Annotated in this window: 17 protein-coding genes; 4 read left to right on the forward strand and 13 right to left on the reverse strand. The window is 33.9% G+C overall.

What is annotated here, in order from left to right:
- Positions 1 to 227 precede the first annotated feature (227 nt).
- From QZU83_RS01955 to QZU83_RS01965, 3 genes are read left to right on the forward strand one after another with little or no spacing between them, the layout of a single operon-like run.
- Positions 228 to 2,702 (forward strand): DEAD/DEAH box helicase, encoded by a 2,475-nt coding sequence (locus tag QZU83_RS01955; RefSeq protein WP_295609277.1) that lies wholly within the window; start codon positions 228 to 230, stop codon positions 2,700 to 2,702.
- Positions 2,703 to 2,713: 11 nt separating this feature from the next.
- Entirely contained in the window at positions 2,714 to 3,931 is a 1,218-nt protein-coding gene (locus QZU83_RS01960; protein ID WP_295609278.1) for a PD-(D/E)XK nuclease family protein, read from the forward strand.
- Positions 3,932 to 3,956: 25 nt separating this feature from the next.
- Positions 3,957 to 4,637 (forward strand): DUF169 domain-containing protein, encoded by a 681-nt coding sequence (locus tag QZU83_RS01965; RefSeq protein ID WP_295609279.1) that lies wholly within the window; start codon positions 3,957 to 3,959, stop codon positions 4,635 to 4,637.
- Here QZU83_RS01965 and QZU83_RS01970 read toward each other — a convergent pair.
- The 3 genes from QZU83_RS01970 to QZU83_RS01980 form a co-directional block, all read right to left on the reverse strand.
- Positions 4,629 to 5,282 (reverse strand): NTP transferase domain-containing protein, encoded by a 654-nt coding sequence (locus QZU83_RS01970; RefSeq protein ID WP_295609280.1) that lies wholly within the window; start codon positions 5,280 to 5,282, stop codon positions 4,629 to 4,631. The genes QZU83_RS01965 and QZU83_RS01970 overlap by 9 nt on opposite strands.
- 25 nt (positions 5,283 to 5,307) lie before the next feature.
- A complete protein-coding gene (locus QZU83_RS01975; protein WP_295609281.1) occupies positions 5,308 to 6,495 on the reverse strand; it encodes a hypothetical protein in 1,188 nt (395 codons plus the stop codon).
- Between the two features lie 92 nt (positions 6,496 to 6,587).
- Entirely contained in the window at positions 6,588 to 7,871 is a 1,284-nt protein-coding gene (locus tag QZU83_RS01980) for a Mur ligase family protein (protein WP_295609282.1), read from the reverse strand.
- A 120-nt stretch (positions 7,872 to 7,991) separates the two neighbouring features.
- Here QZU83_RS01980 and QZU83_RS01985 point away from each other — a divergent pair, with 120 nt between their 5' ends.
- Positions 7,992 to 8,387 carry a nuclease gene (locus tag QZU83_RS01985; protein WP_295609283.1) on the forward strand — a complete coding sequence of 132 codons (396 nt, stop codon included), beginning with the start codon at positions 7,992 to 7,994 and terminating at the stop codon, positions 8,385 to 8,387.
- Between the two features lie 23 nt (positions 8,388 to 8,410).
- Here the strand turns inward: QZU83_RS01985 and QZU83_RS01990 are convergent, their stop codons facing one another.
- The 10 genes from QZU83_RS01990 to QZU83_RS02035 all read right to left on the reverse strand — a co-directional run bounded on the left by QZU83_RS01990 (position 8,411) and on the right by QZU83_RS02035 (position 21,396).
- Positions 8,411 to 11,158: an AAA family ATPase gene (locus QZU83_RS01990; RefSeq protein WP_295609284.1), complete on the reverse strand. Its 2,748-nt coding sequence runs from the start codon at positions 11,156 to 11,158 to the stop codon at positions 8,411 to 8,413.
- Positions 11,155 to 12,405, reverse strand: coding sequence for a DNA repair exonuclease (locus QZU83_RS01995; RefSeq protein ID WP_295609285.1), 1,251 nt, complete (start codon positions 12,403 to 12,405; stop codon positions 11,155 to 11,157). The genes QZU83_RS01990 and QZU83_RS01995 overlap by 4 nt, the downstream gene beginning before the upstream one ends.
- Positions 12,406 to 12,586: 181 nt before the next feature.
- On the reverse strand, positions 12,587 to 14,089 hold the full coding sequence (locus tag QZU83_RS02000) for an ATP-binding protein (protein ID WP_295609286.1): 1,503 nt from the start codon (positions 14,087 to 14,089) through the stop codon (positions 12,587 to 12,589).
- Positions 14,083 to 15,159, reverse strand: coding sequence for a DNA double-strand break repair nuclease NurA (locus QZU83_RS02005; protein ID WP_295609287.1), 1,077 nt, complete (start codon positions 15,157 to 15,159; stop codon positions 14,083 to 14,085). Before QZU83_RS02005 ends, QZU83_RS02000 begins: the two co-directional genes overlap by 7 nt.
- 177 nt (positions 15,160 to 15,336) lie before the next feature.
- On the reverse strand, positions 15,337 to 16,089 hold the full coding sequence (locus QZU83_RS02010; RefSeq protein ID WP_295609288.1) for a geranylgeranylglyceryl/heptaprenylglyceryl phosphate synthase: 753 nt from the start codon (positions 16,087 to 16,089) through the stop codon (positions 15,337 to 15,339).
- A gap of 103 nt (positions 16,090 to 16,192) precedes the next feature.
- Positions 16,193 to 16,342, reverse strand: a complete 150-nt coding sequence (locus tag QZU83_RS02015; RefSeq protein WP_295609289.1) for a 50S ribosomal protein L40e — start codon at positions 16,340 to 16,342, stop codon at positions 16,193 to 16,195.
- Between the two features lie 234 nt (positions 16,343 to 16,576).
- Complete coding sequence (locus QZU83_RS02020) at positions 16,577 to 17,296, reverse strand: hypothetical protein (RefSeq protein WP_295609290.1); 720 nt, start codon at positions 17,294 to 17,296, stop codon at positions 16,577 to 16,579.
- A gap of 12 nt (positions 17,297 to 17,308) precedes the next feature.
- Positions 17,309 to 18,190 (reverse strand): toll/interleukin-1 receptor domain-containing protein, encoded by an 882-nt coding sequence (locus tag QZU83_RS02025; protein WP_295609291.1) that lies wholly within the window; start codon positions 18,188 to 18,190, stop codon positions 17,309 to 17,311.
- A gap of 18 nt (positions 18,191 to 18,208) precedes the next feature.
- Positions 18,209 to 19,174 carry a toll/interleukin-1 receptor domain-containing protein gene (locus QZU83_RS02030; RefSeq protein ID WP_295609292.1) on the reverse strand — a complete coding sequence of 322 codons (966 nt, stop codon included), beginning with the start codon at positions 19,172 to 19,174 and terminating at the stop codon, positions 18,209 to 18,211.
- 128 nt (positions 19,175 to 19,302) lie between these two features.
- Positions 19,303 to 21,396 (reverse strand): hypothetical protein, encoded by a 2,094-nt coding sequence (locus QZU83_RS02035; protein WP_295609293.1) that lies wholly within the window; start codon positions 21,394 to 21,396, stop codon positions 19,303 to 19,305.
- Between the last annotated feature and the right edge of the window lie 9 nt (positions 21,397 to 21,405).

A 21,405-nucleotide genomic window follows, 5' to 3' on the forward strand; every position in this document is an offset into this window, starting at 1 on the left:
AACAAGTCAATGTTATAAATAAAGTTAGGAAAATAATATTCCTAACTATTTATGCATATTATGGAAAACCAAGTTTTCCACAATTAATAGTATATTTTTCTTATTAATAATTTTTTTTATTTCAGAAAAAATCCCAATAATTATGAATACTCATCAAATGCTCTCACAATTACTTTATAAATAATTAAAACATATAAATTAATTATTATATACTTTAGAGGGAAATAATGATTTCATATGAGGAATTTGAAGACATTGTAGTGAATATACTTAACAGAGATATATCTTCAAATGAAGACCAGAAAAAGGCAATACTGTCAGAAAGTTATAAATCCCTTTTTATTGTAGCGGGACCTGGATCCGGAAAGACAACAGTTATGGTTCTTAAAATATTGAAATACATATTTGTTGATGATATTGACCCTAACGAAATACTTGCTACAACATTTACACGAAAAGCTGCCGAAGAGTTGTATTCAAGAATTCTGGGTTGGGGAGATGAAATCAAAAACTACCTCACCAGCTCACTTGATGAAGATGACTTTGGAGACATCTCAAAAATATTGGCAATTGAAAGAATAGATTTTAACCAGATTAACATCGGTACAACAGACAGCGTTGCCGAAGAATTGTTGAGAGAGTATAAACAGCCCGGAGAAACACAACCTGTGGTTGTCGAGAAATTTGTTGCAAACTCAGCAATGATAAAGATACTTCTTAAGGATGAAAAATACCTTAACAAAAACCTTGTTGAATATCTCAAACAGTTAAGCGGAAGGCAAAAACTTGAAGAACCATCAAGGATGAGTGAAATTTTAATCGAAATTAAAAATAGAATATATTATGACCAGGTAGACTTTGATGAACTTTATTTGAAAACAGAACCTGAAAGCGGTGAAAGATTAGCCCTGGACTGCATAAAAGAATATGAAGACACCTTAAATCAAAGGCATACAATTGACTTTGCAATGCTTGAGTCAACATTTCTTGAAAAACTCAAAGACGGTTCCATGGAAGAGTTTTTAGATGACATCAAAATTGTCCTAATCGATGAATATCAGGACACCAACCTAATTCAGGAAGACATCTATTTCACCATTGCAGAATCAGCCCTTGAAAACGACGGCAGCATCACGGTTGTAGGAGACGATGACCAATCCCTTTACCGTTTCAGAGGAGCTACCGTAGACTTATTTACAAATTATAAACAGCGCGTTAATGAAAGACTGGGAATAGAAGTTGAGGAAATCAATTTAAGGACAAATTACCGTTCAACCGAAAACATTATAGAACACTGCAATAAATTTGCAGAACTTGACAGTGAATATCAGAATGCAAGAGTTGAAAACAAACCAAAAATCATAGCGCCGGACTTTGAAAAGGAGAAAATGCCTATTTTGGGAATGTTTAGAAACAACCCTGAAATGCTAGCAAATGACCTTGCAAAATTAATCAGCGATTTGGTAAACAAAAAGGAAGCCGAACTGAAAGTTCTGCAGGTCCTGAATGAAGATTACTTTAAAAAAGTGAATGGCAAAATAAGCATTGCCGAGCTGCAAAAACTTAAAATGAAAAATATCCGTGAAGGAAAGAAAATAGAAAAAATAAAGCTGAAATTGGACAGCGAATACGGTTCAGCATCTGACATGGCCATTTTATCATATTCCCCAAAGGAAAGAAGCCACGGATCCAAGTCATTCCTACATCATTTGAGAAAAAATTTGAAAAGAGCCAGAAAACCGATTGAAATGTTTAATCCTAGAGGAATCGAACTTCAGGATGTTGATATGGTAGCCATCTTTTGCGGACTGATTTTGGAATGCATTGACCCCGAAGGAGGAATACAAAAATTAGATAAAAGCATTCCAAAACTGGCAAAATACAACATGAACAGATGGAGGGCGAAAGCCAAGGAGTACATTAAGCTAAATCCCGAGCCTAGAGAACCGATTGACTTGAACACCTTTGTAACACACTGGCAAATTAGAAGGCCTTACCCTTTACAGGATGAAAACGGCAGGGACAACAAATGGCCAAAACAGGCAAGCTTAATGGAGCTTGCATATAAGCTGACAACCTGGATAGAACCCCTGCAAGGTGATGTCGAGGGAATCGTATACCTTGAAGCGATTACAAAATCAATCACACAAACCGGATTTTTTAATGAGTATCACTCAACCATATCATTTAAAAGTCCGATTGATGAGAAAAATTCCGTTTTGGAAGCCATATGGAATATTTTCATACCTCTCTCAACAGGAGGTGTGAAAATCGACGAATCACTTCTTGAAACTCTTCCTGACGACAGGATAAATGTTTTATCTATTCACCAGTCCAAGGGTCTGGAATTTCCATTAGTGATTGTGGATGTGGGTTCCAGATTTAAAACAAACGACATTAAAACCCAAAGATTAAGATTTCCCAAATCATTAAAGGAACAGACTACAATCGAAGACACCATCAGAAAACATTCTGTCCTTGGTGAAAGCAAAAGAAGTGAAAAGGACAGAAAATTTGACGACTTGACAAGACTTTACTTTGTTGCATTTTCAAGGGCGGAAAGCGTTTTGTTACTGGTCGGACTTAGCCCTGCAATTGAAGGGTACAACAAAAAGGACCAGCACTTTAACATTCCGAACATTGCTCTTGGATGGAGCAGGGATGAAAATTATATCGGTTTTAAAGAAATTTATTTAATTTAGGAGTTTTTACAATGAGATTGCCTGCAAGATCCAAATCATATATGATTCCAGAGTACAGTTTGACTGGAGATTTATTATCCTACATTACATGCGGACTTCAATACAGGTACCAGAATAAGGGAACACTACCTCCTTCAAAACCTGTTCAGAGATGGTTCGGTGAATTCATTCATGGCGTAATGGAGGAAGCATACCTTGATTGGAAATATCAGAAAAAGGAATTTCCATGGGACTGGAAAGAAGACATCCGACCTATTGAAGATGAAATTGACTTGAGACTGCAAGTAAGGGGACTCTACCCTCATGATGAAGATCTGTTTTTCAGCATCAATCAGCCGGGAAGTACACTTACACTTGATGATTTAAATGAACATGACCATAAAAAATTAGCCAGTGCAAGGGCTGAAAAAGCAATAAACATCTGGGGAAAACACCTGTTTCCATTAATTGACTCATCAGAACTTCTGATTAAGGGAGTTCGGCCGATGCCGAATTATGACAAGAATATCTCAAGGTCCAATTATTATGGAATAAACGGAGTCGTTGACGTTTTAACATCAGCTAAAATCAACAAAATCCATGAACAAAGCAATCTATTCAATTATGACAACAAAATCATCAAATTTATAAAGAAAAATCTTGAAGAGACAGACATCGAAGATTATGAAATCATCATCGATTATAAGGGAATGAAAAGACCTCCCGTTAAAGTTACAAAACCTCATGCCGAGGACAAATGGGAAAATCACAAACAGCAAATTTTAACATATTCATGGCTTCGGTCAAAACAGGAAGATGCTAAAACCATTTCTGCAGGGATAATACTATATTTAAATGAGCTAGTCCCGTCAAAAGAGGATTTGGCCTTAATAAAAGATGAAATGATTAATGATTTAACCGACATTCCAAAGGATGATGAGTTTGAAGATGATATCCAGTTGATTTTGGATTGGCAGGAAGATGACAAGATGCCTAATCTAAGCGATGAATTTAAAATAGCCCGTTCCATCAGATTTATTAAAATAAACGAGGAAGAACGTTCCAAGGCTCTTAAAAAATTCGATAAGGTTGTCTGCGATATTGAAAATTCACTGATTAAAGAAATGAAAGGATGCAAAATACAGGACGCGTGGAAGGCTGATGCTGATGAGAGAACATGTTTGGCATGTGACTTCAAGACATTCTGTAAAAATAACAGTGACATAACAAAAGACTTTAAAATTCCTTAATACATAATATCTATTAGGTGATTGTATGGCTAATTCCAATTTAGAAAAAAATCAAAAATATTGTGAAGCAATCGAAAGTAAAATCAAACTCGATGCAAAACCAGTTGCAATGAAATTAATCAAAACCGAAGATGACCTTCCTGAAGGTTATGATTTGATTGATGAAAAAATCAGACATTGCGAAATGGTTAGAAAAGCCTCTTTGGGAAATAAGTTTTACTCAACTATTGACCAGCAAATGTGTTTAGGCGGAGCCGGAGCTATTGGGCTTAGGGACATGCCAGAAAAATTAGCTAACGGAGAAAAATACTTCTCACTTGGAAGATTCCAAGATTTGGAAACCGCAAAAAAACTCACAGGAAAACTATCCATTATTAAAGACATCAATTGGGGAATCATATATGCTCCTTTAGATGAAGCCGATTTTGAAGCTGATGTAATTCAGGTCATTACAGAACCAGTTGGCGGAATGAAACTTGCACAAAGTATCGTTTACAAAACCGGTGAAAAAATTAAACCTTCATTTGCAGGAATTCAATCATTATGTGGAGATGCATTTGCAAACCCATATCTTTCAAAAGGAGTTAATTTCACATTAGGTTGTGACGGTTCCAGAAAAGCGGCAGACATTAAAGACAATGAAATGGCTGTTGGTATTAGTTCTGAAATGATTGATGAAGTAATATCCGGACTTGACTCAATCTAGAAGATTCAAATAATCTTCATAATGATTAATATTCAACAATTCTTTTCTATTTTTTTCTTTTATTCCATAAAATGTGTAACCGTCAGCAAAGATTTTCCTCAAAATCGGATTTAAATTGTCATCCTCATTTTCCAGATACTTCATTAAATTTAGCCTAGGCGCCACAAAAGGCATTCCCAATCCTTCAGCAGTATCCAGCAAACCTGTTTTTCTTCTTCTTAAAATTGATATTGTATGAAACGGATCTTCACTGTTCTGGCTTATTTCAATCATTTTATTGAATGTTTCTGGTGAAACTGTGGGCTGGTCTGCAGTAATGCATAGTGCAAAATCTGAATCAATATTTGACAGACCATTGAAAAGAGATGTTGATAAACCTACATCGACAGGATTGTTTTCAATGAACTTAACCTCATCTTTATAATTATCATAGATAGCATCTTTTATTTCACTAGCATAATGCCCAAGTACTACAATACATTCATCTATATTTGAGGATAATGCATTGTCAATAGTGGTCTCTATAACTGTTTTATTTTTAAAAGGCAAAATAAGTTTGTTTTTCAAATCGATATTTCTGGCCAGCTGATCTTTTCTCATTCGGGAATTTTTACCAGCTGCAGTTATAACTGTTGAAATAGTCATAAAAAAAGAAAAAAAGTGGATATATTCACTTATTCGGAATATATCTTATAACTTGTCCGTAGATACCCATTCCGGTACCTTCACCTTCAAGCCACATGTTGATTTTTACAGGATAGTCGTGATTGTTTGTAACGGTAATTCCGCTTGCAGGGTTGTATCCGTACAATACCGCATTTTCACTGTCATCCATACCAACAGGCATTGGGAATCCTTCTGCAAGTACTGCTGCTCTTAAAGCTCTAGCTGAAGGACATACACCGTGTGCAGCACTTCCGCCCGGAGCGGATGGGTCAACTGCAGACTCGAAGTAAACGTAATCTCTTCCGGAACTTGTGGAATTAGGTGGAATGACAGTACCGTTCCAAGCTTCTACGAATTGTCTTGCGTTAACTTCCCTAATGGAATCACCATATTCCGGGTGAGAACCTAATGAAGTGCCGTAAACTTCACCGGCCTGTGGTGTGTAATTTCCAGAATACAATAAAACTGGTGAACCAGTAGGATATTCGGCCGCATAATCCACTACATCCTGACCGAATATAACTGGAAGCTGATCAGGGCTTACATCAGACCTATTGTCTGAAAATCCAACCATTCCCTTATCTAATGTAAATGTTGAACCTTCAGTTGCATCATAATTATACCAGTCAACAATAGTAGATGTGTTATAATATTTAGTACTGTAATTTAAATTTTTAATCTGATTAGCAGGAATAGATTTAACAACTTTTCCGTCTTCTACAAGGTCTACTCCAGAAGCAGTTTTACATAATAGTTTATAAGGAGCACTGTACCCCCATACATAATTATCTGGTCCTTTAACTGCTAATTTATCTCCTTCATAAGTTATATATCCCGGTCCGTCTATATCTTTTGCATTTCCATAAGAATCAATGCCCTCTCCAGATACTGTTGTAAAATCAAATGGAACCACACCTGTTGAAAGTGACATTATTATGCCTTGAAGATCAAAGGCAAGTAACTGATGAGTTAAGAATCCGAAATTCCCGATTAATGGAACTTCAATAGTCTTATTTTGACCTATAATAGAATCACCATCAAAGATAGATTGACCAACTGATATGTTATATGTATCGGCTACTGATTGACCAGTATATGGAGTGCTGTTAACAAATGAAAAGGCAAATAAAAGAATACAAGCAAATAATAATCCTAAAAATATTTTTACTGATGTTTTTCTCCAACTTCTCATTATCTTACTCCTAAAATGATAAAATATATTATATTGTAAAAATTAATACTGGGTAATAATATAATGTTTATCTTATAAAAAGATTATTATCATTATGATAATTTTTCAGATATTAATCTTACCCTTTCCTGAATTTCAATAATTGCCTCCTGACCGTTACCTCCAATCAATATTGCATCCTCATGGGAATATTCCGCAACCAGCTCTATGATTTCATCCAGTGAATGAACAGTAATGATGTTTCCGTTATAGCCCAATAAGTTAAGCCTATATGTTGCCATGTCCAATGTGTCCTCCAATCCAGGGAACAATACAATAACTTCAGGATTGTACTTGACGGCAACATCTAAAATATCAAGCCTGTGCTCTTCATTGTGTCTTGGAGTTCCTATAAATAGTGCATAGAAATCCTTTTCAGACAATACGGATGCCAGAGCATCGGAATTATCAGTTTTTCCAACATAAATTGATGCATTATTGATTTTATATACATCCAATCTGCCTTCAACAGCTTCAAAATCACTTAAGCTGGATCGGATGATATCTTTAGGCACTTTCAGTTCACGGGCAATGGCACTTGCAAGACCTGCGTTAAGCAAGTTGAATTTACCGAATAATTTTAATTCATCCTGATATTCAAAATAAGGAATAGTTTTACTTGCAGATTCCTTGAAGTCAGCGTTGAAGTCCTGATTAAAAGCCGTGAATATTATTTTATCCTCAAAAAATCTAACTAGGGTATTTTTATAATTTGCAATGGTCTTGTGTACATTCATATGGTCATTGCCTATATTTGTAAGTCCTATCATGTCAAAATCAAAGCAATATCTGCAGAAATCAAGGGTCATATCGCACACTTCAACCAGCAATATGTCATAATCATCTTCACTGGCTTCAAGAATCAGGTCGTAATATCCTGAAAAACCGCCTCCACCGTTTCCGCCGACCAACACTTTCTTGCCGGCGTTTTCCAAAATAGTCTTCAGCATGTGAACGGTTGTGGTCTTGCCGTTTGTTCCGGTAATTCCGATAGTAAAAATATCCTTATGTTGTGTTACGACATCACTTAACAAATCTCCGTTTTCGAGCAATTTTTCTGCAAACGGTCCTCCAAACATGCTGGGACTCATAGCTATTGCATCACATTGCTCAATGGCATACGGATTGGTAAATCCCAAATCCACGGTAATGTTATCTCCAACAATTGAAACTGTTTGTTCACTGTCCAACATATTCATAGAAAGCATTGGTAAATCCAAACCTTCCAAATCAACATTAATATTTAAATCAGTAGCATAAACTTCCCAACCATGCTTTAAAAGGGAATTGACTGCTTTTTTACCTTCTACACCCAAACCTATAACAGCTGCTTTCATAAAAACTAATCCTCAAAAAAAATAATTCTATACATAACTTACTATTTTAGGATTTATAAATATTGTGTAAAAAGAAATAATTTTATAATATGATAATTAAATTAAAAGCAAGGTGATTAAATGTTTGAAGATGAACGAGATGATAAAATTTACAATTTAATTATTTCAAATGGTATTGATAAAAAAAATGAATATGGACAATTTGTCGAAAAATTGTTCTCAAAAGTAGATTTTTTATGGAAAGAATCCATTTCAGGCTCTTATGAACATGCCAGTGAAGAATTCTACAGCAAAGTCGATAGAATAATATTGCTTGCAGGCCTTTACAATGACAACAAGGAACTGTTTGGACATTTAATAGATGCAAGCGACAAATATGACATTCCAATAGTTTTAGTAAGACCACAGGGACTTGAAGAAGTGCCTGAATTGTTGGAACAAAAGGCCACAACAATCGTCGGATGGAACGCAAACTGCATTATAGATTCCATTAAAGATGTTGAGGATCTGCTTTAAAAAAAATAATAAAAAAATGATATTTAAATTATAACATTTGAAATACCATTTTCCTTTTCCACTTTAATTAAGTTATCAGCCGCATTTTCAAGCTGACTTTCATGAGTTACAATAATCATTTGAGGCAGTAAAGACATGTCTTTTAACAGATTTATAAGTTCATGTCTTCTGGAACTATCCAAATGAATTGTAGGCTCATCCAATAAGATAGTGTCCAATTCTCCTTTAGACATTGCCTGGGTGATACCCAATCTTAAAGCAAGTGCAATAGCTATTTTTTCACCGCCACTGACCATGCTCATGGAGGACTCGCCTTCAGGACCATAAACAGTGACTTCATAATCCTCGTCTAAAGTCAAATCAGAGTAGTTAAAGTTGAACTCGTTGAAGAACTCTTTTGTATATTTTTGGATTAAAGGTTTTGAAATGCTTCTTAAATCCTTTTGAATACCATTTTTGCCATATAATTCCCTGATATGATTTAGAAGGTCAATATACTCCCTGACATCATCATATTCCTGTTGGAATTTAGCGGCAGTACGCATCTTTTCACCCAATTCCTTAATGTAGGTGATTGATTCACGGGCTCTGCCCTTAATTTCGGCAAGGTCTTCATTAAAGGAATTCATTTGTCTTTCATATCTTTCATAGCGATAAAGAATTTGTTCATATTTATCCTTATCATAAACAGTTGCATCAATCTTGTTTTGAATGATATCTATTTGATTAATGGAACCACCAATTTCTTCCTTAATTGTATCCAACTGAGTCATTAAAGCATTTTTATTTTGAATAAATCCTTTAAGCTGATTATATTCTTCATTTTTCTGTTTTAAATCATCAATACGATTTTGAAGTTCAGAAGCACTGATGTCACCACTCAAATGAGGGTCCTGTTCTATTGCCAACTTGATATTTTTAACATGATTGTCTATTTCATTTTCAACCTTCTTGAGTTTGAATTGAATTTCAGTTTGGTCGCCTAAAACTTCCAGAGCTCCTTTTGCCTGATTATATGAATCATAATAAGCCTGATAGTTTTCACGATTGGTTCTTTCTTTGGCGATTACCAAAATAAGTTCTCCAAGTTTGTTGCTGACAGATTCTTTGGATTCGAGACCTTCATCAATTTTATTTAATTTGACAAGTTCTCCTTTCAAATGATTGAACTTCTGTTTATATTCAATGATGGATTTGGATAAGTCATTTATTTTTGAAAGTTTTTCTTCATTGCTTTTCTTCTCTTCAGCCAGTGAACGAACATCCTCCTCATTTTGGGAGATTAATTTCTCATTATCAGAAATTTCTGTTTCGTACTGTTGGACTAACTGATTTTTCTTTTCATCATCCAAATCAGATTGACATACAGGACATTTGTTGTCAACGCCGTCCAATTCATTCAATGGTTTTTGAGCTGCCTTGATATTCTGTTTGAATACAACAATATCCTCATTTTTAGAAACTATATCGCCAGACAATTCTTCAATCTTTTGTGAGATTTCTTCAATAAAATCATTTGTTGTTTTTTCAAGATTTTCAAAATCCTCGATTTCATCCAAACGTTTTTCGGCCAAACCTGCCTCTTCAAGTTCATCTTTAGCATTTGAATAAAAGTTTTCGATGTCATTTCTTTCATTTTCAATAGCTTTTAAAAGATCTTTTTTATCCTGTTCAAGTTTAGCCATTGTAGCCAATCTTTTCTCATAATCAACTTTTTTCATGTCCAAATTAACGATTTCTTTTTCGGAAGCTAAAAATTTCTCATATTCCTCTTTTGTATCTGCAACTATTGCATTTTGTTTGTCAATAGATTCCAATATATCGGTGATTCTCTTTTCATCTTCCTTCAGTTTCTGAATGCTTAAGACTGATTTTTCAAAGTCCAGATAAACATCCAATTTTGAAACATATTTTTCCAGTCTTTTGATACGGTCTTCAGATTCTCTGATTTTATCCAGATTTTCTTGAACTGAACGTTTATCGGCTTCTAATTTAGTCAGGTTATTCTTTTCATTTTCTAAATTACGAACTTGAGTTTCATAAATTTCCTTTTCGGTTTCCATATCCCTTTTACTTTCAGAAATTTCTTTTAGGGAGTTGGTAACATCCAATATTTGCTCCTCCAGTTCATGGCCTTTATCTTTAATGCTATTCAATTCTGCCATCTTTTTCTCATGCTCTTCTTTAAGCTCATTAGAGTTGTATAATTTTCCTTTAAGCTCAGAAAGCCTATTTTCATATTCATTAATGTATGGAAGCAAATTTTTCCATGCCTTTTCAAGAGAATCCAATCCCAAAAGTTTAGTTATCAATAATTTCTTCTCTGCAGGGGTCTTGTCAACCAATTCTGCTATTTCCCCTTGACGGATATAGATTGCATTTAAGAACAAATCAGAATCAATGTCCAGGATTTGGCGTATTTCTTCATTGACTTCTTTATCCCCTGTGCACATATGAACAAAACCGCCATCGGCAGAAGTCTTGGTGTATAGGGATGATTTTAAACTGGATTTCTTTTCACGTACAATTTTGTATTCCTTAGCATTTGAAATGAATTCCAGTTCAACAGACATTGAGCTTGCATTATTTCTAACCAGATCATCAATTTTTTTAGCGGTGTGCTGTTTGAATAAAGCAAAACTTATTCCCTCTAAAATTGTGGATTTTCCAGCACCATTTTCACCGACAATAACGCTAATTCCTTTATCAAAATGAATTGATGTATTCTGATGTGATTTAAAGTTATTTAATTTTAATTTTGTGAAAATCATTCTAGAACCTCCTTAAATGTTACTTGAATATCTTTGGATTCAGGAGTTTCTTCTTCAACTTCATCAGCTTGGGTTTCTTCAGCTTTTAATTCCGCATCCTCTTTTTCTGTTTGATAATTTTCTATGAAAAATTGGTCTATTAATGCCTCTGATTCCTCCAGCTTATCCTTTGAGAGATAATCATATAATTCAATAGCCAGTTTTTCAACATCTTTATCTTCATAATCTGCTAATTTTTCTATAATTAATTCTTTCGGACCTACAGATTCCTTGTTAACAATAATATCATCTATACTCTCTTCTCCAACCATGTTGAATGTAGGCCTAATCATCAGCGCCAAATCCCCAAGCTCTTCCTTAATTATATCATAAACGTAACCGGTATCGGAATCAACGTTATTGATGTTTAGCTTTAGGATAGGCTGCTTTTCATAATCCTTAATGGTTTCCTTAATTCCTGCAATGCCACTGTCAAGGTCATTATAATCAAGGGACCTTTCAATGAAAACACGGGGGATGTCGATTTTTACTCTTTTGATTTGTGGTTTTGGACCATCCAAATCAACGACAACAAATCCTTTACCGTTTTCATAATAGTCTTTAAGTTCATCAGTTTTCCAAATTTCTGCGGAACCAGGATATACCAATTTGCCCTTTCCGAAATCACTGACAATATATTTGTGAATATGGCCTAAAGCATAATAATTGAAATTATCCGGAATATCTCCAATCTCCAGTTCATATTGAATATTGAGATATGAATCTATGCCCTGGTGCAGAACTAAAATGGATTTTTCATGTTCGGCCGCTTTTTTTGAAAGTTCAGCTAATTTTGATTTTAGTACATTGTTTTTAGATGCTGGATAAAACGGCAATCCTGCAATAAAAACATCATCATGCATATAATTAGTATTAATCGGACTAATGACTTTTAAACCCATTTTTTTAAAGATTACCTGTGGTGGAATAGCTCCTCTGCGCACTACTGAATCATGATTTCCGGCAATAGCATACATTGGAATTCCAGCACCTTTTAGTTTAAGCAATCCTTTTTGGAATTCTAAAAGTGCCACTGGGGATGGTTTTTCGGTTTCGAATAAGTCTCCACTATGTATTACAAAGTCTACTTTTTCTTCGATTATTTTATCTATAACTTTTCCAAATACTTCATAAAAGTCTCTTTCACGCTCAATTAAACCAAATTGGCGATAACCTAAATGAGTATCTGCTAAATGTGCAAATTTCATTATATTACCTTTTTTAATTAATTGTATATAACCAATTTAAACACTATAACAGTATTTAAGTAACTATTAATTTATTTGATTGTATATTTAACCTTTTTCCTAAATATCATGCGAACAGCAATCAATATTGATTTTGAAACATTATATTGAGATTTAAACTAAAACTAAATAAAATGAGATATTAATAATTATATCCCATATCTAACATTTCCTCTTTATCACCGTCCAACTTTTCTTTATTTTTTTGTTGGATATTTTTAAAATGAGAGACAATGTCCATGTCATCACCATGACGGCGACCTTTAAACTCATCAATTTTAACAAGTGTAGGCACTCTAGTCATTAAACCTAAAACAATGGCCTCTCCAACATTTAATGATGGAAGCTGATTTACCAGATCCTGTGATAGGCTTTCACTTGCTGACTGAACATGCCTTTGGTCTTCAGGCTCAACAAGCCTTAAGATTATCATGTTGTTCATTTGGGACAATGCATCATGGTCGACTGTCTTTGGAGATTGACTTACAAGACATAATCCAATTCCAAATTTACGGCCTTCCCTTGCTACCCTTTGAATCCATCTTTTGGAATCTGAATCCCTTTTGTTTGGAGCCAGAATATGAGCTTCCTCAAGAATGAAAAATACTGATTTGTCCAACAGGTCATTTTTATTTTCGCTGTGTGCCGCATCCTTAGACCTTTGAAGTGAATTTCTTAAGATGTGGCTTACAAGAACGCTGGCTACAGATTCATCCACCTGGCTTAAATCCAGGACATTGACATAACCCGCTTTAATATTGGACAATATATTCGCGGCATTCTTGTCAAACAGTTTGGAGTATCTGTCCATTGAATCATCAATCTTATTCATCACATCAACGATTTGCTTGTCTGAACCTTCTTCAAGGGATTTTTCATAGAGAATATCGTACATTACCTGTAAAAAGTTGTTTGTATTGGCTCTGCCATCCCCTAACATTTCTTTAGCTTCTCTGAAGGCTCTTCTAAAGTGCCTTTCCTGAATATAACCGTTTGTTGGAATATTGACCAATCTTCTAATCTCATTAAAAGCCATGTAATTCGGATTAATTCTAGGAGATATTACATTAACGTCCCCATTCGGAAAACTGGCATCCTTATATTCGCCATGCATATCAAATACAAATACCGGAACGCTGTAGCCCAAAAGCTGATCAATTAAAACAGATACTGTATTTGACTTACCTGCACCGGTCATTGCCAAAATGGCCAAATGCCTTGATAAAATCGGATTGGCCTCAACATTTACCTCAACATCACTCTGATTAACAAGACAACCCAGTTTCAGCGGATTTCTGACCTTGAAAATTTCCTTTAAGATGTCCTTGTCAGCCAGTCTTATTTCAGTTCCTGGAAGCACAGGGGTTCTTGGCAACCTTAAATTATCTTTAACGTCACCAAGGATTTTTACTTTTCCGCGAATGTAATTGTCGTCAACTCCAATACTTGAAATTTTTTGAATAGCTTTAAAATCATTAATATCAACGTTTAAAGCATCATTTCCACGTATCAAATTTTCAATCATTCCCAAAACTTGCTTTCCATCATATTCAATTGTAACATATTGGCCTACTTTAGGCATTTTATCTGAGATGAATGTTACTTCTGTAAGTGAGGTTTCCCCTACACAGATTCCTACTACCATGACATCACTTCCCTGTTTGTAGTTTCGTAAATCTTAGCTATCTTCAACAATTCCCTAATGTTCCTGTCTGTTATTACAACGTCATTGTGTGCCTTGTTCAAAAGATAAGGATATCCCTGAACAGATAAAACATTAATTTTTCTTATAATTTCAAACACTTCTTTTTTTGATGCCTTGTAAGGCAATTCCACTTTTAAAACATTTTTGTTATCCTGAAGCCTGACATAAAATATTGTAAAGGTCAAACCCTTAAAGAAATCATTGTAATATTGAAAAGCCGCCTTTTCATATACCTTGAAATCATCTTTAATAAGAGACATTCCCTGTTTTTGAGTATTTTTATCCAAAAATGCAATGTCAGGAATATTCCAGTGAAACAATGAGTTATCAGATGATGTTTTAGAAATTGAAATAATCTTTTTGCGATATTGTAGAATTTCCTTTAGAAGTATTATCTTTTCTATTGAAGCCAGATGCATATTATACTCCTCTATCTTATTGGAGTTTTCACTCTTCGGCAATTCCATTAATTTAAAAGTGTCTCTGATTTCGGGAAAAACCAAACCATACGGATTTCTGTCCAATCTTCTCTCGAATTCATTTAAAAGTGTGTCGTCCAGATTTTTCCTAATTTTATCCGGAAGTTTGGCGCTCCTTGGAAATGCGTTTTGAAGGTCACCCAAAATGGATCCGTCAAACATGTAATAATCAACATTGTATTCCTTTATAGCTCTCAAGGCACACTTTAACTCATATATTGCCATGTAATTACTTAAAAGCTCATCCAAAAAGGAAACATGTCCAATATCAAATATATCGGAATCATCAATTTTTTTTATTTTACCATCATAAATTATGGATTCAGCGCCTACAGCACAGAAATTGGTTGTGAGAAATTTCTTTTTATTGAAACTCCCGTCACCTGCTGCAATGATAAAATCATCAGAACTCTCTCCGATTTCCCTATCGAACCACCTTCCATTCAACAGTGATTCAATATCTGTTTCTGATTCAATATCATGGATAAATCCTCTTTTAGCGATGGCTTTTTCATATAGTGAATTTAACATAATATCTCCTTTAATTAATTACGTTAATGTGATATTCATCAATTCTGAAATTAATGAAAAATACATATAATATTATTTTATACTCCCTAACATTTAAATTGAACCAGAGAGCATTTGATGAGTATTCCAATATTAAAAGAGAATAATAAAAAAAATATGGTTAGAGCAGTTTTACAACTACTCCATTGAAGCCTTTCTAATAGCTCCGGTCAATTCTTGAATTTTAGTTTTAACATCATTTACTTCTTCAACAACAGTACCGGTTACAATGATGTCTCCGCCGGCTTTTGCTGCCATGTAAGCTGCTTTTCCATCACGGATTCCTCCACCAACAACAAGAATGTTTTTAGGAGCGGCCTTTTTGGAGTATGCAATCATTTCCGCAGGAACAGGTTCCTGAACTCCGGAACCTCCTTCAAGATAGAAGAATTTAATTCCAAACAATTCAGCAGACATCGCATATACTGCAGGTATTTTAGGCTTGTTTCTTGGTATTAAATTTGCATCACCAACCCAACCGACAGTACCGCCCGGAGCGACAACTATATAATGCATAGATAAAATTTCCATTCCGGAAGCTTTAACTGATGGTGCTGCGATTGCCTGGGCACCGTTAATCCAGTGAGGATTTCTGGAATTAACATAGCTCATGTAGAAAATAGCATCTGCATATTTACTTACACTACTGGTATTTCCAGGGAAAATAATAATAGGCACTGCAATATTTTCAGATAAAATTTTACAAGTATTGTCTACATCATCACCATTTACAGTGGATCCCCCAATCATGATTCCATCAGTTCCCCCTTCAATAGCCTGGGTAGCTATTTCCAAAGCTTCTTCAGGTGTCTGTTCGTCAGGATCAATTAAAGTAAAATGAATCTTTCTTTCCTTAAGAATATCCCTAATATAATTTTCAACGTTTTTCATAAAGATTACCTAAAATAAGATTTATTAAAAATAATATATTAAATTAATTGTTATTAAAAATAGAATAAAATAAAAAAATAGTAAAAAAGAAAAGAGAATAAATCTATGATCCTCTTTGTTCTTTTGCTTTGAATCTTAAACCTTTGTAACCGCATTTTCTACAGGTTGTAGCACCAGCAGGGTTACGAGCATTACATTTTAAGCAGATTTTTACATTGAACATTCTGTTTTCTGCTACTTCAAATCTTGCCATTAATAACTCCTCCTATAATCATGAAAATTTAGTAAAATAAATGTTATGAAATTAAAAGTAATATTTCAGTCTTCATAACTATTAATTAATTATTTTAACTTAATAGTATTTAAATGTTTAGTTAAAAAGCATAATTTAATAGATTTAATCCCTTAAAAAAATAAAAAAATTTTTAAAAAATAAAATAAGAGATTAAAAAGAAAATTTACTTTCTAATCCCAAAATATTTTAACCCTAATGGAAATCATTTACACTAGCATATCCTCCAGAACTGCCGGAACTTCCTGAACTGGAACCTCCTGAACTGGATCCACTAGAACTCCAATCATAACCCCAGTCACTTGAACTTGAGTAATCAGATGAAGATTGAGAGGAGGTGGATGATGAATAATCTGAAGATGCAGATGATGAAGCAGTAGCTGTTTGAACTGCTTGTTCAGTTTGCTCGACAGCATTAATAACAGTGCCCCCACCAGTATTATTAAATTTAAGTGAATCTGAAGGATTATGGAATTTTAATGTATTCCAACAGGCCAGAAGCATGTCTTTGCTTAATGACTGAATAATAATAGTGTCATTGTATTCGATATTTTTAACATAAATAGAATAAACCCCATTTTTTTCATACACTACAACATTATTTTCATAAGACTTTTTAGACTCTGACTGTACTGCATCCTTAAGTTTATTCATCGTATCTGTACTGTTTGCTATGGAAATGTTAGAGCAACTTGTAATGTTAACACCATTTTCGCGGTCCACATAATAATAGACTCCATCCTTATCAGGTTTACCTGAAATGTTTTCGGCAACAGGAGATTCCATATACGCAGATTTGCTTAAAACCAATGTAGTGTGTTCAAATTCCAATTGATTATTAAATAAGAAATAACCTGCCACAACAGCAACAGCCGCAATTATTGCAACAATGATTATAATATGTTTCAAATTCATAATAACACCTTTTTATTTAAAATTACCCAATTGTGATCCGCTTTGAGCTAAAACCATATCTTTACTGTTAAGTAATTGAACTTCAACCCTTGCAACATCTTTTGCATCACTTGTTGTGGAACCAAATAAGAATCCTCCATTAATGATTTGCAAATCATCGAATGAATTTTCAGTCGTGTTAATCAGATTTCCTGACTTGTCATAAAAGTCCAAAGATACTACATAACCTTTTCCTTTAGAAGGCATTGGGGAAATACTTCCCTCTACTGAATATGAATAATTCCATCCATAACCTTTTTTACTGACATCATCTACATGAAAGTCTGTCACATTAATTGTCATATTGCTTGCATTCAAATCCGCACTTCCATCCCCATTATTTATATCATTCAATGGAACAAACATGTAAATGCATGCAGCTACAATCAATATAATTGCAAGACCAACTATGACTCCAATCTTGTTATCCTTTATGATTTGAACAATATTTCCTTTTTTAGATTCCTTTACCAAATCAGAAGTTTTATTGACTAAACGCTTGAATTCATTGTCAGGGTCTTCATATGCATTGAACTTAGGTTGTGGCTTCAAAAAGAACCCCAATGCACCATCAATTTTAGAATCGTCTGTTCTAAAAACCATAATAGGAATCTTTTTAGAAAATGCCATATCCACTTCAGTATTAACATAATCAGATAATTTAGAATTTGCAGAATAAACTAAAACCATTACTCGAGAATTTATAATGGCCGCCATCATTTCTTCAACTTGATCCTTTTGTACATCATGACTTTTCATCCAGCATTTAAGTTTACGATTTTTTAAAGCGGAATAGACCTCTTCTGCAATGTCCTTGTCTTCATCAGCATAACAAACATAAACATCATTATTCATTAATTTTTCACCACCTTTTTACTGCTTAATAATATTTTTACTTTCAGCACTGGAAACTACCTTACCCGCACCATCCAAAACATCTATTGTAACTTTTGAAACGTTTCCATTACTAACAAGAACTTGACACAATGTAGTTCCATCAATATCTTTAAAGTTGGAGACATTAGTTTCCAAAACCTTACCTGAATCATCATAAAACTTGGTCTGAACCTTAAAATTAGAAGTATTGTTTAAATCAGATGGAAGTGAACCATATACAAAATAAGATTCACCATCACTTTCCAATCCAACATAATCAATGGCAAGTTGAGTTTCATTTGAACTACCAGAGGTTGTTCCAGAACCGTTGAACGCTAAAAATCCAACCAAAGCTATTAAAATAACAGCCAATGCGATAATTGGAAACTTATATTTAGATATAAAACTTTCATCATCATAAACAGGCTGCTTTAATTTGATAGGCATTGTTTGCTTACCTGTTCTAGGCGGAACATACTTATTTTGACGTACCTCTTCACAAATACTTATTGCATCATCAAATAATGTGTTGTAAAATTCATCTTTCTTTTGTTGAGAATAATCATCAAAGCTATTAACGTTATCCTCTTCATAGATTCCATTAGGGCAAGTATCCAACCACTGCTTGTTTTTCAAAAAGAAGCCTATTTTATCCTCAGGAATTGCCTCAGGAATAGTTTCATCAATTTTAAAAGATAGAATAGCCTTTTTCATATGAAATGCGTTTTCAATTTCTTCTGTAACATAAATAGACTTGTGTGCATCTTTTGAAAAAACTAAAAGTACCAAATCAACCTCTTTTAAACCTAGCATGATTTCTTCTGCATAATTAGAAGTCCTTTTAATGTCCCTAGGAGCAATCCAGCAATTTAATCCTTTCTCTTCTAATTTTTCACAAATGTAATCTGCCTTATCCTTGTTGGCAGAAGCATAACTAATGAAAATATCGCGTTTGTCAGACATGAATACCCCTTTAAAAGAGTTTTATATATAAGGTTTTAATTTTTTAAATATTTAAATTAATAGATTTTTAGTAAAAATCACACCACGAATTTAAAAAAAGATAAAAAGAATAAAAAAACATTTATTCTTTAAATTCTGTGTGTCCATTTCGGATATTTCTTAGCAGTGCTTTTTATTACCATGCTTGATGTAACTGATCCACTATACTTAATGTTGGCCGGTTGAATTACAACTTTATGTGTCCCAACAGACAACGTATTTGTACCATATCCGCAAACCCCTTTAAATCCACTATTGGTTTTTGTTTTTAAATTAATGGTGTTATATTTCTTGCCAGTATATACTAATAATTTAATCTGAACACCGTTAATTGGTTTTTTAGTGGATTTCTTATAGACAGTGATTGATAAGGTTGTCCCATCTTTTTTTGTTGCCTTTATAACTTTAAAAGTTAATGGAGTAGGTTTAATAACATTAATAGAAGATGTTAAAGTGTTAAATGTATATCCACTGTGTTTTGCACTGACTATAATTTTATGGCTTCCCTGAGCTAAACTTTTAGTTTGGTACTTGGCTTCACCTTTTGAATTTGTAGTAACATATGCTATTTTATATTTTTTACCGGTGAAAACCTTTAAAGTGAGTTTCATTCCGGAAATAGGCTTTTTGGTTTGGGAATCAACGAGCTTTATACTCCAATATGTTGACTTTTTCAATGCCACTGTTGTTTTTTCAGCACTTATAACTGCAGTTGATTTTTTAACGGTAATTTTTAAAACACCATCAACGGCATTATGAAACTCATCAGGGGTTGTTGTAGCAATTAATGTATATTCACCAACATTCAATCCTGAAACGTTCAGCTCATTATTGGTGAAATTAATTTTAGCTTCAGGATGGTCTAAAACTCTAATATTTTCAAGTTCAAGTATACCACCGTCAACAACTACACCAATTTTACCTGACTGGGCATAAGTGAAAACCATACCTGCAGTAAATGTAACAACAGAGTCGATTTTAGTTAATTCGAATGTATTAAACAGAGTTTCCAGTTCATTTTCATCGATTCCATAAACTGCTTTTTCTTTTGTTTCATTGAAATCAAGGACAAAATGATTTGATGAAACTTTAGAAGAAGTTGTAGCTAAAATATCATTTCCATATAATGCCAAATTGCCTTTAAAATATGAACGAGTTACTGTATTGTTATTGGCTAAACTTAAAGCCCCACCAAGTGCATTACGAGCATAGTTGTTTATAAAATTACAACTGTCAATTGTCAGTCCTATGCATGAGCTGAAAATTGCCGCTCCACCTTGCAAATCATTTTTATTATCATTAAAGGACAAATTATTTAAAATATAGTTTTCTTCAAAATAGCAACCTACAATTTTATTGGTATTGTTATGGGTTGCAATAGCACCTCCATAGTCGGTACAGGAATTATTGATGAAAGAACAATTGTTTATAACACAATTATCCGCATATAACATCAAAGCACCACCCCAACCTTTATTACCTGAAGCTCTATTGTTTATAAAATAACAATCCCTAATAATACCGTCATCACCATTCCATAAAATGGCTCCTCCATATTTGTATGCATGATTATTATTAAAAATACAGTTTTCCAAAATACAATTGTTTCCAGATAACCATAAAGCTCCACCGATACCATTATCAGTATCCCTTGCAATATTGTCATTGAATTGGCAATTAGTTATTCTTCCGTTGTCTCCTTGCCAGGTTAGTGCTCCTCCAAAAATGAACAATCCTCCATTAAATTTCAAATTTTCCATTGTAACATCCGGAGCAATAACATTGAAAAATGGAGTGTCGTAATCTTGATACTCATCTGATAATTTTATGATAGCACCGTCCTGATTATCACCTACAATGTGGACAGACTTATTAACATTTATAAGATAATCACAGACATATGTCCCGTTAAGATAAATTGTACCTCCTTCTTTGGCATTGTCAATTAGAGTTTGAATATTCCTGTAGTCATCTGCTTCGTCCCGACCTCCATCAGCATCGACTTTTTCATCAATTTCAGAGACTTTCAGAACATCCTCATTTAAATTTTCATCAATAATCTGTGTTACCATATCGCTTGAATTATCCGGTGCAATGAAATCACTACTGTCGGTCGCACTAACATGAGATATGGCACAAATACTTATTAAGATAAGTAAAAACATCAAAATTTTTTTATTCATTTTTATCTC

It is taken from the genome of uncultured Methanobrevibacter sp., from assembly GCF_902771435.1.
Lineage (GTDB): Archaea > Methanobacteriota > Methanobacteria > Methanobacteriales > Methanobacteriaceae > Methanocatella.

Excerpts from the sequence above, each read along its gene's own strand:
- QZU83_RS01965 (WP_295609279.1), top strand. The coding sequence starts at position 3,957 with ATGGCTAATTCCAATTTAGAAAAAAATCAAAAATATTGTGAAGCAATC.
- QZU83_RS01960 (WP_295609278.1), top strand. The coding sequence starts at position 2,714 with ATGAGATTGCCTGCAAGATCCAAATCATATATGATTCCAGAGTACAGT.
- QZU83_RS01970 (WP_295609280.1), bottom strand. The coding sequence starts at position 5,282 with ATGACTATTTCAACAGTTATAACTGCAGCTGGTAAAAATTCCCGAATG.
- QZU83_RS02030 (WP_295609292.1), bottom strand. The coding sequence starts at position 19,174 with ATGTCTGACAAACGCGATATTTTCATTAGTTATGCTTCTGCCAACAAG.
- QZU83_RS01975 (WP_295609281.1), bottom strand. The coding sequence starts at position 6,495 with ATGAGAAGTTGGAGAAAAACATCAGTAAAAATATTTTTAGGATTATTA.
- QZU83_RS02015 (WP_295609289.1), bottom strand. The coding sequence starts at position 16,342 with ATGGCAAGATTTGAAGTAGCAGAAAACAGAATGTTCAATGTAAAAATC.
- QZU83_RS02020 (WP_295609290.1), bottom strand. The coding sequence starts at position 17,296 with ATGAATTTGAAACATATTATAATCATTGTTGCAATAATTGCGGCTGTT.
- QZU83_RS01985 (WP_295609283.1), top strand. The coding sequence starts at position 7,992 with ATGTTTGAAGATGAACGAGATGATAAAATTTACAATTTAATTATTTCA.
- QZU83_RS02025 (WP_295609291.1), bottom strand. The coding sequence starts at position 18,190 with ATGAATAATGATGTTTATGTTTGTTATGCTGATGAAGACAAGGACATT.
- QZU83_RS02035 (WP_295609293.1), bottom strand. The coding sequence starts at position 21,396 with ATGAATAAAAAAATTTTGATGTTTTTACTTATCTTAATAAGTATTTGT.
- QZU83_RS01955 (WP_295609277.1), top strand. The coding sequence starts at position 228 with ATGATTTCATATGAGGAATTTGAAGACATTGTAGTGAATATACTTAAC.
- QZU83_RS02005 (WP_295609287.1), bottom strand. The coding sequence starts at position 15,159 with ATGTTAAATTCACTATATGAAAAAGCCATCGCTAAAAGAGGATTTATC.
- QZU83_RS01990 (WP_295609284.1), bottom strand. The coding sequence starts at position 11,158 with ATGATTTTCACAAAATTAAAATTAAATAACTTTAAATCACATCAGAAT.
- QZU83_RS02010 (WP_295609288.1), bottom strand. The coding sequence starts at position 16,089 with ATGAAAAACGTTGAAAATTATATTAGGGATATTCTTAAGGAAAGAAAG.
- QZU83_RS02000 (WP_295609286.1), bottom strand. The coding sequence starts at position 14,089 with ATGGTAGTAGGAATCTGTGTAGGGGAAACCTCACTTACAGAAGTAACA.
- QZU83_RS01980 (WP_295609282.1), bottom strand. The coding sequence starts at position 7,871 with ATGAAAGCAGCTGTTATAGGTTTGGGTGTAGAAGGTAAAAAAGCAGTC.
- QZU83_RS01995 (WP_295609285.1), bottom strand. The coding sequence starts at position 12,405 with ATGAAATTTGCACATTTAGCAGATACTCATTTAGGTTATCGCCAATTT.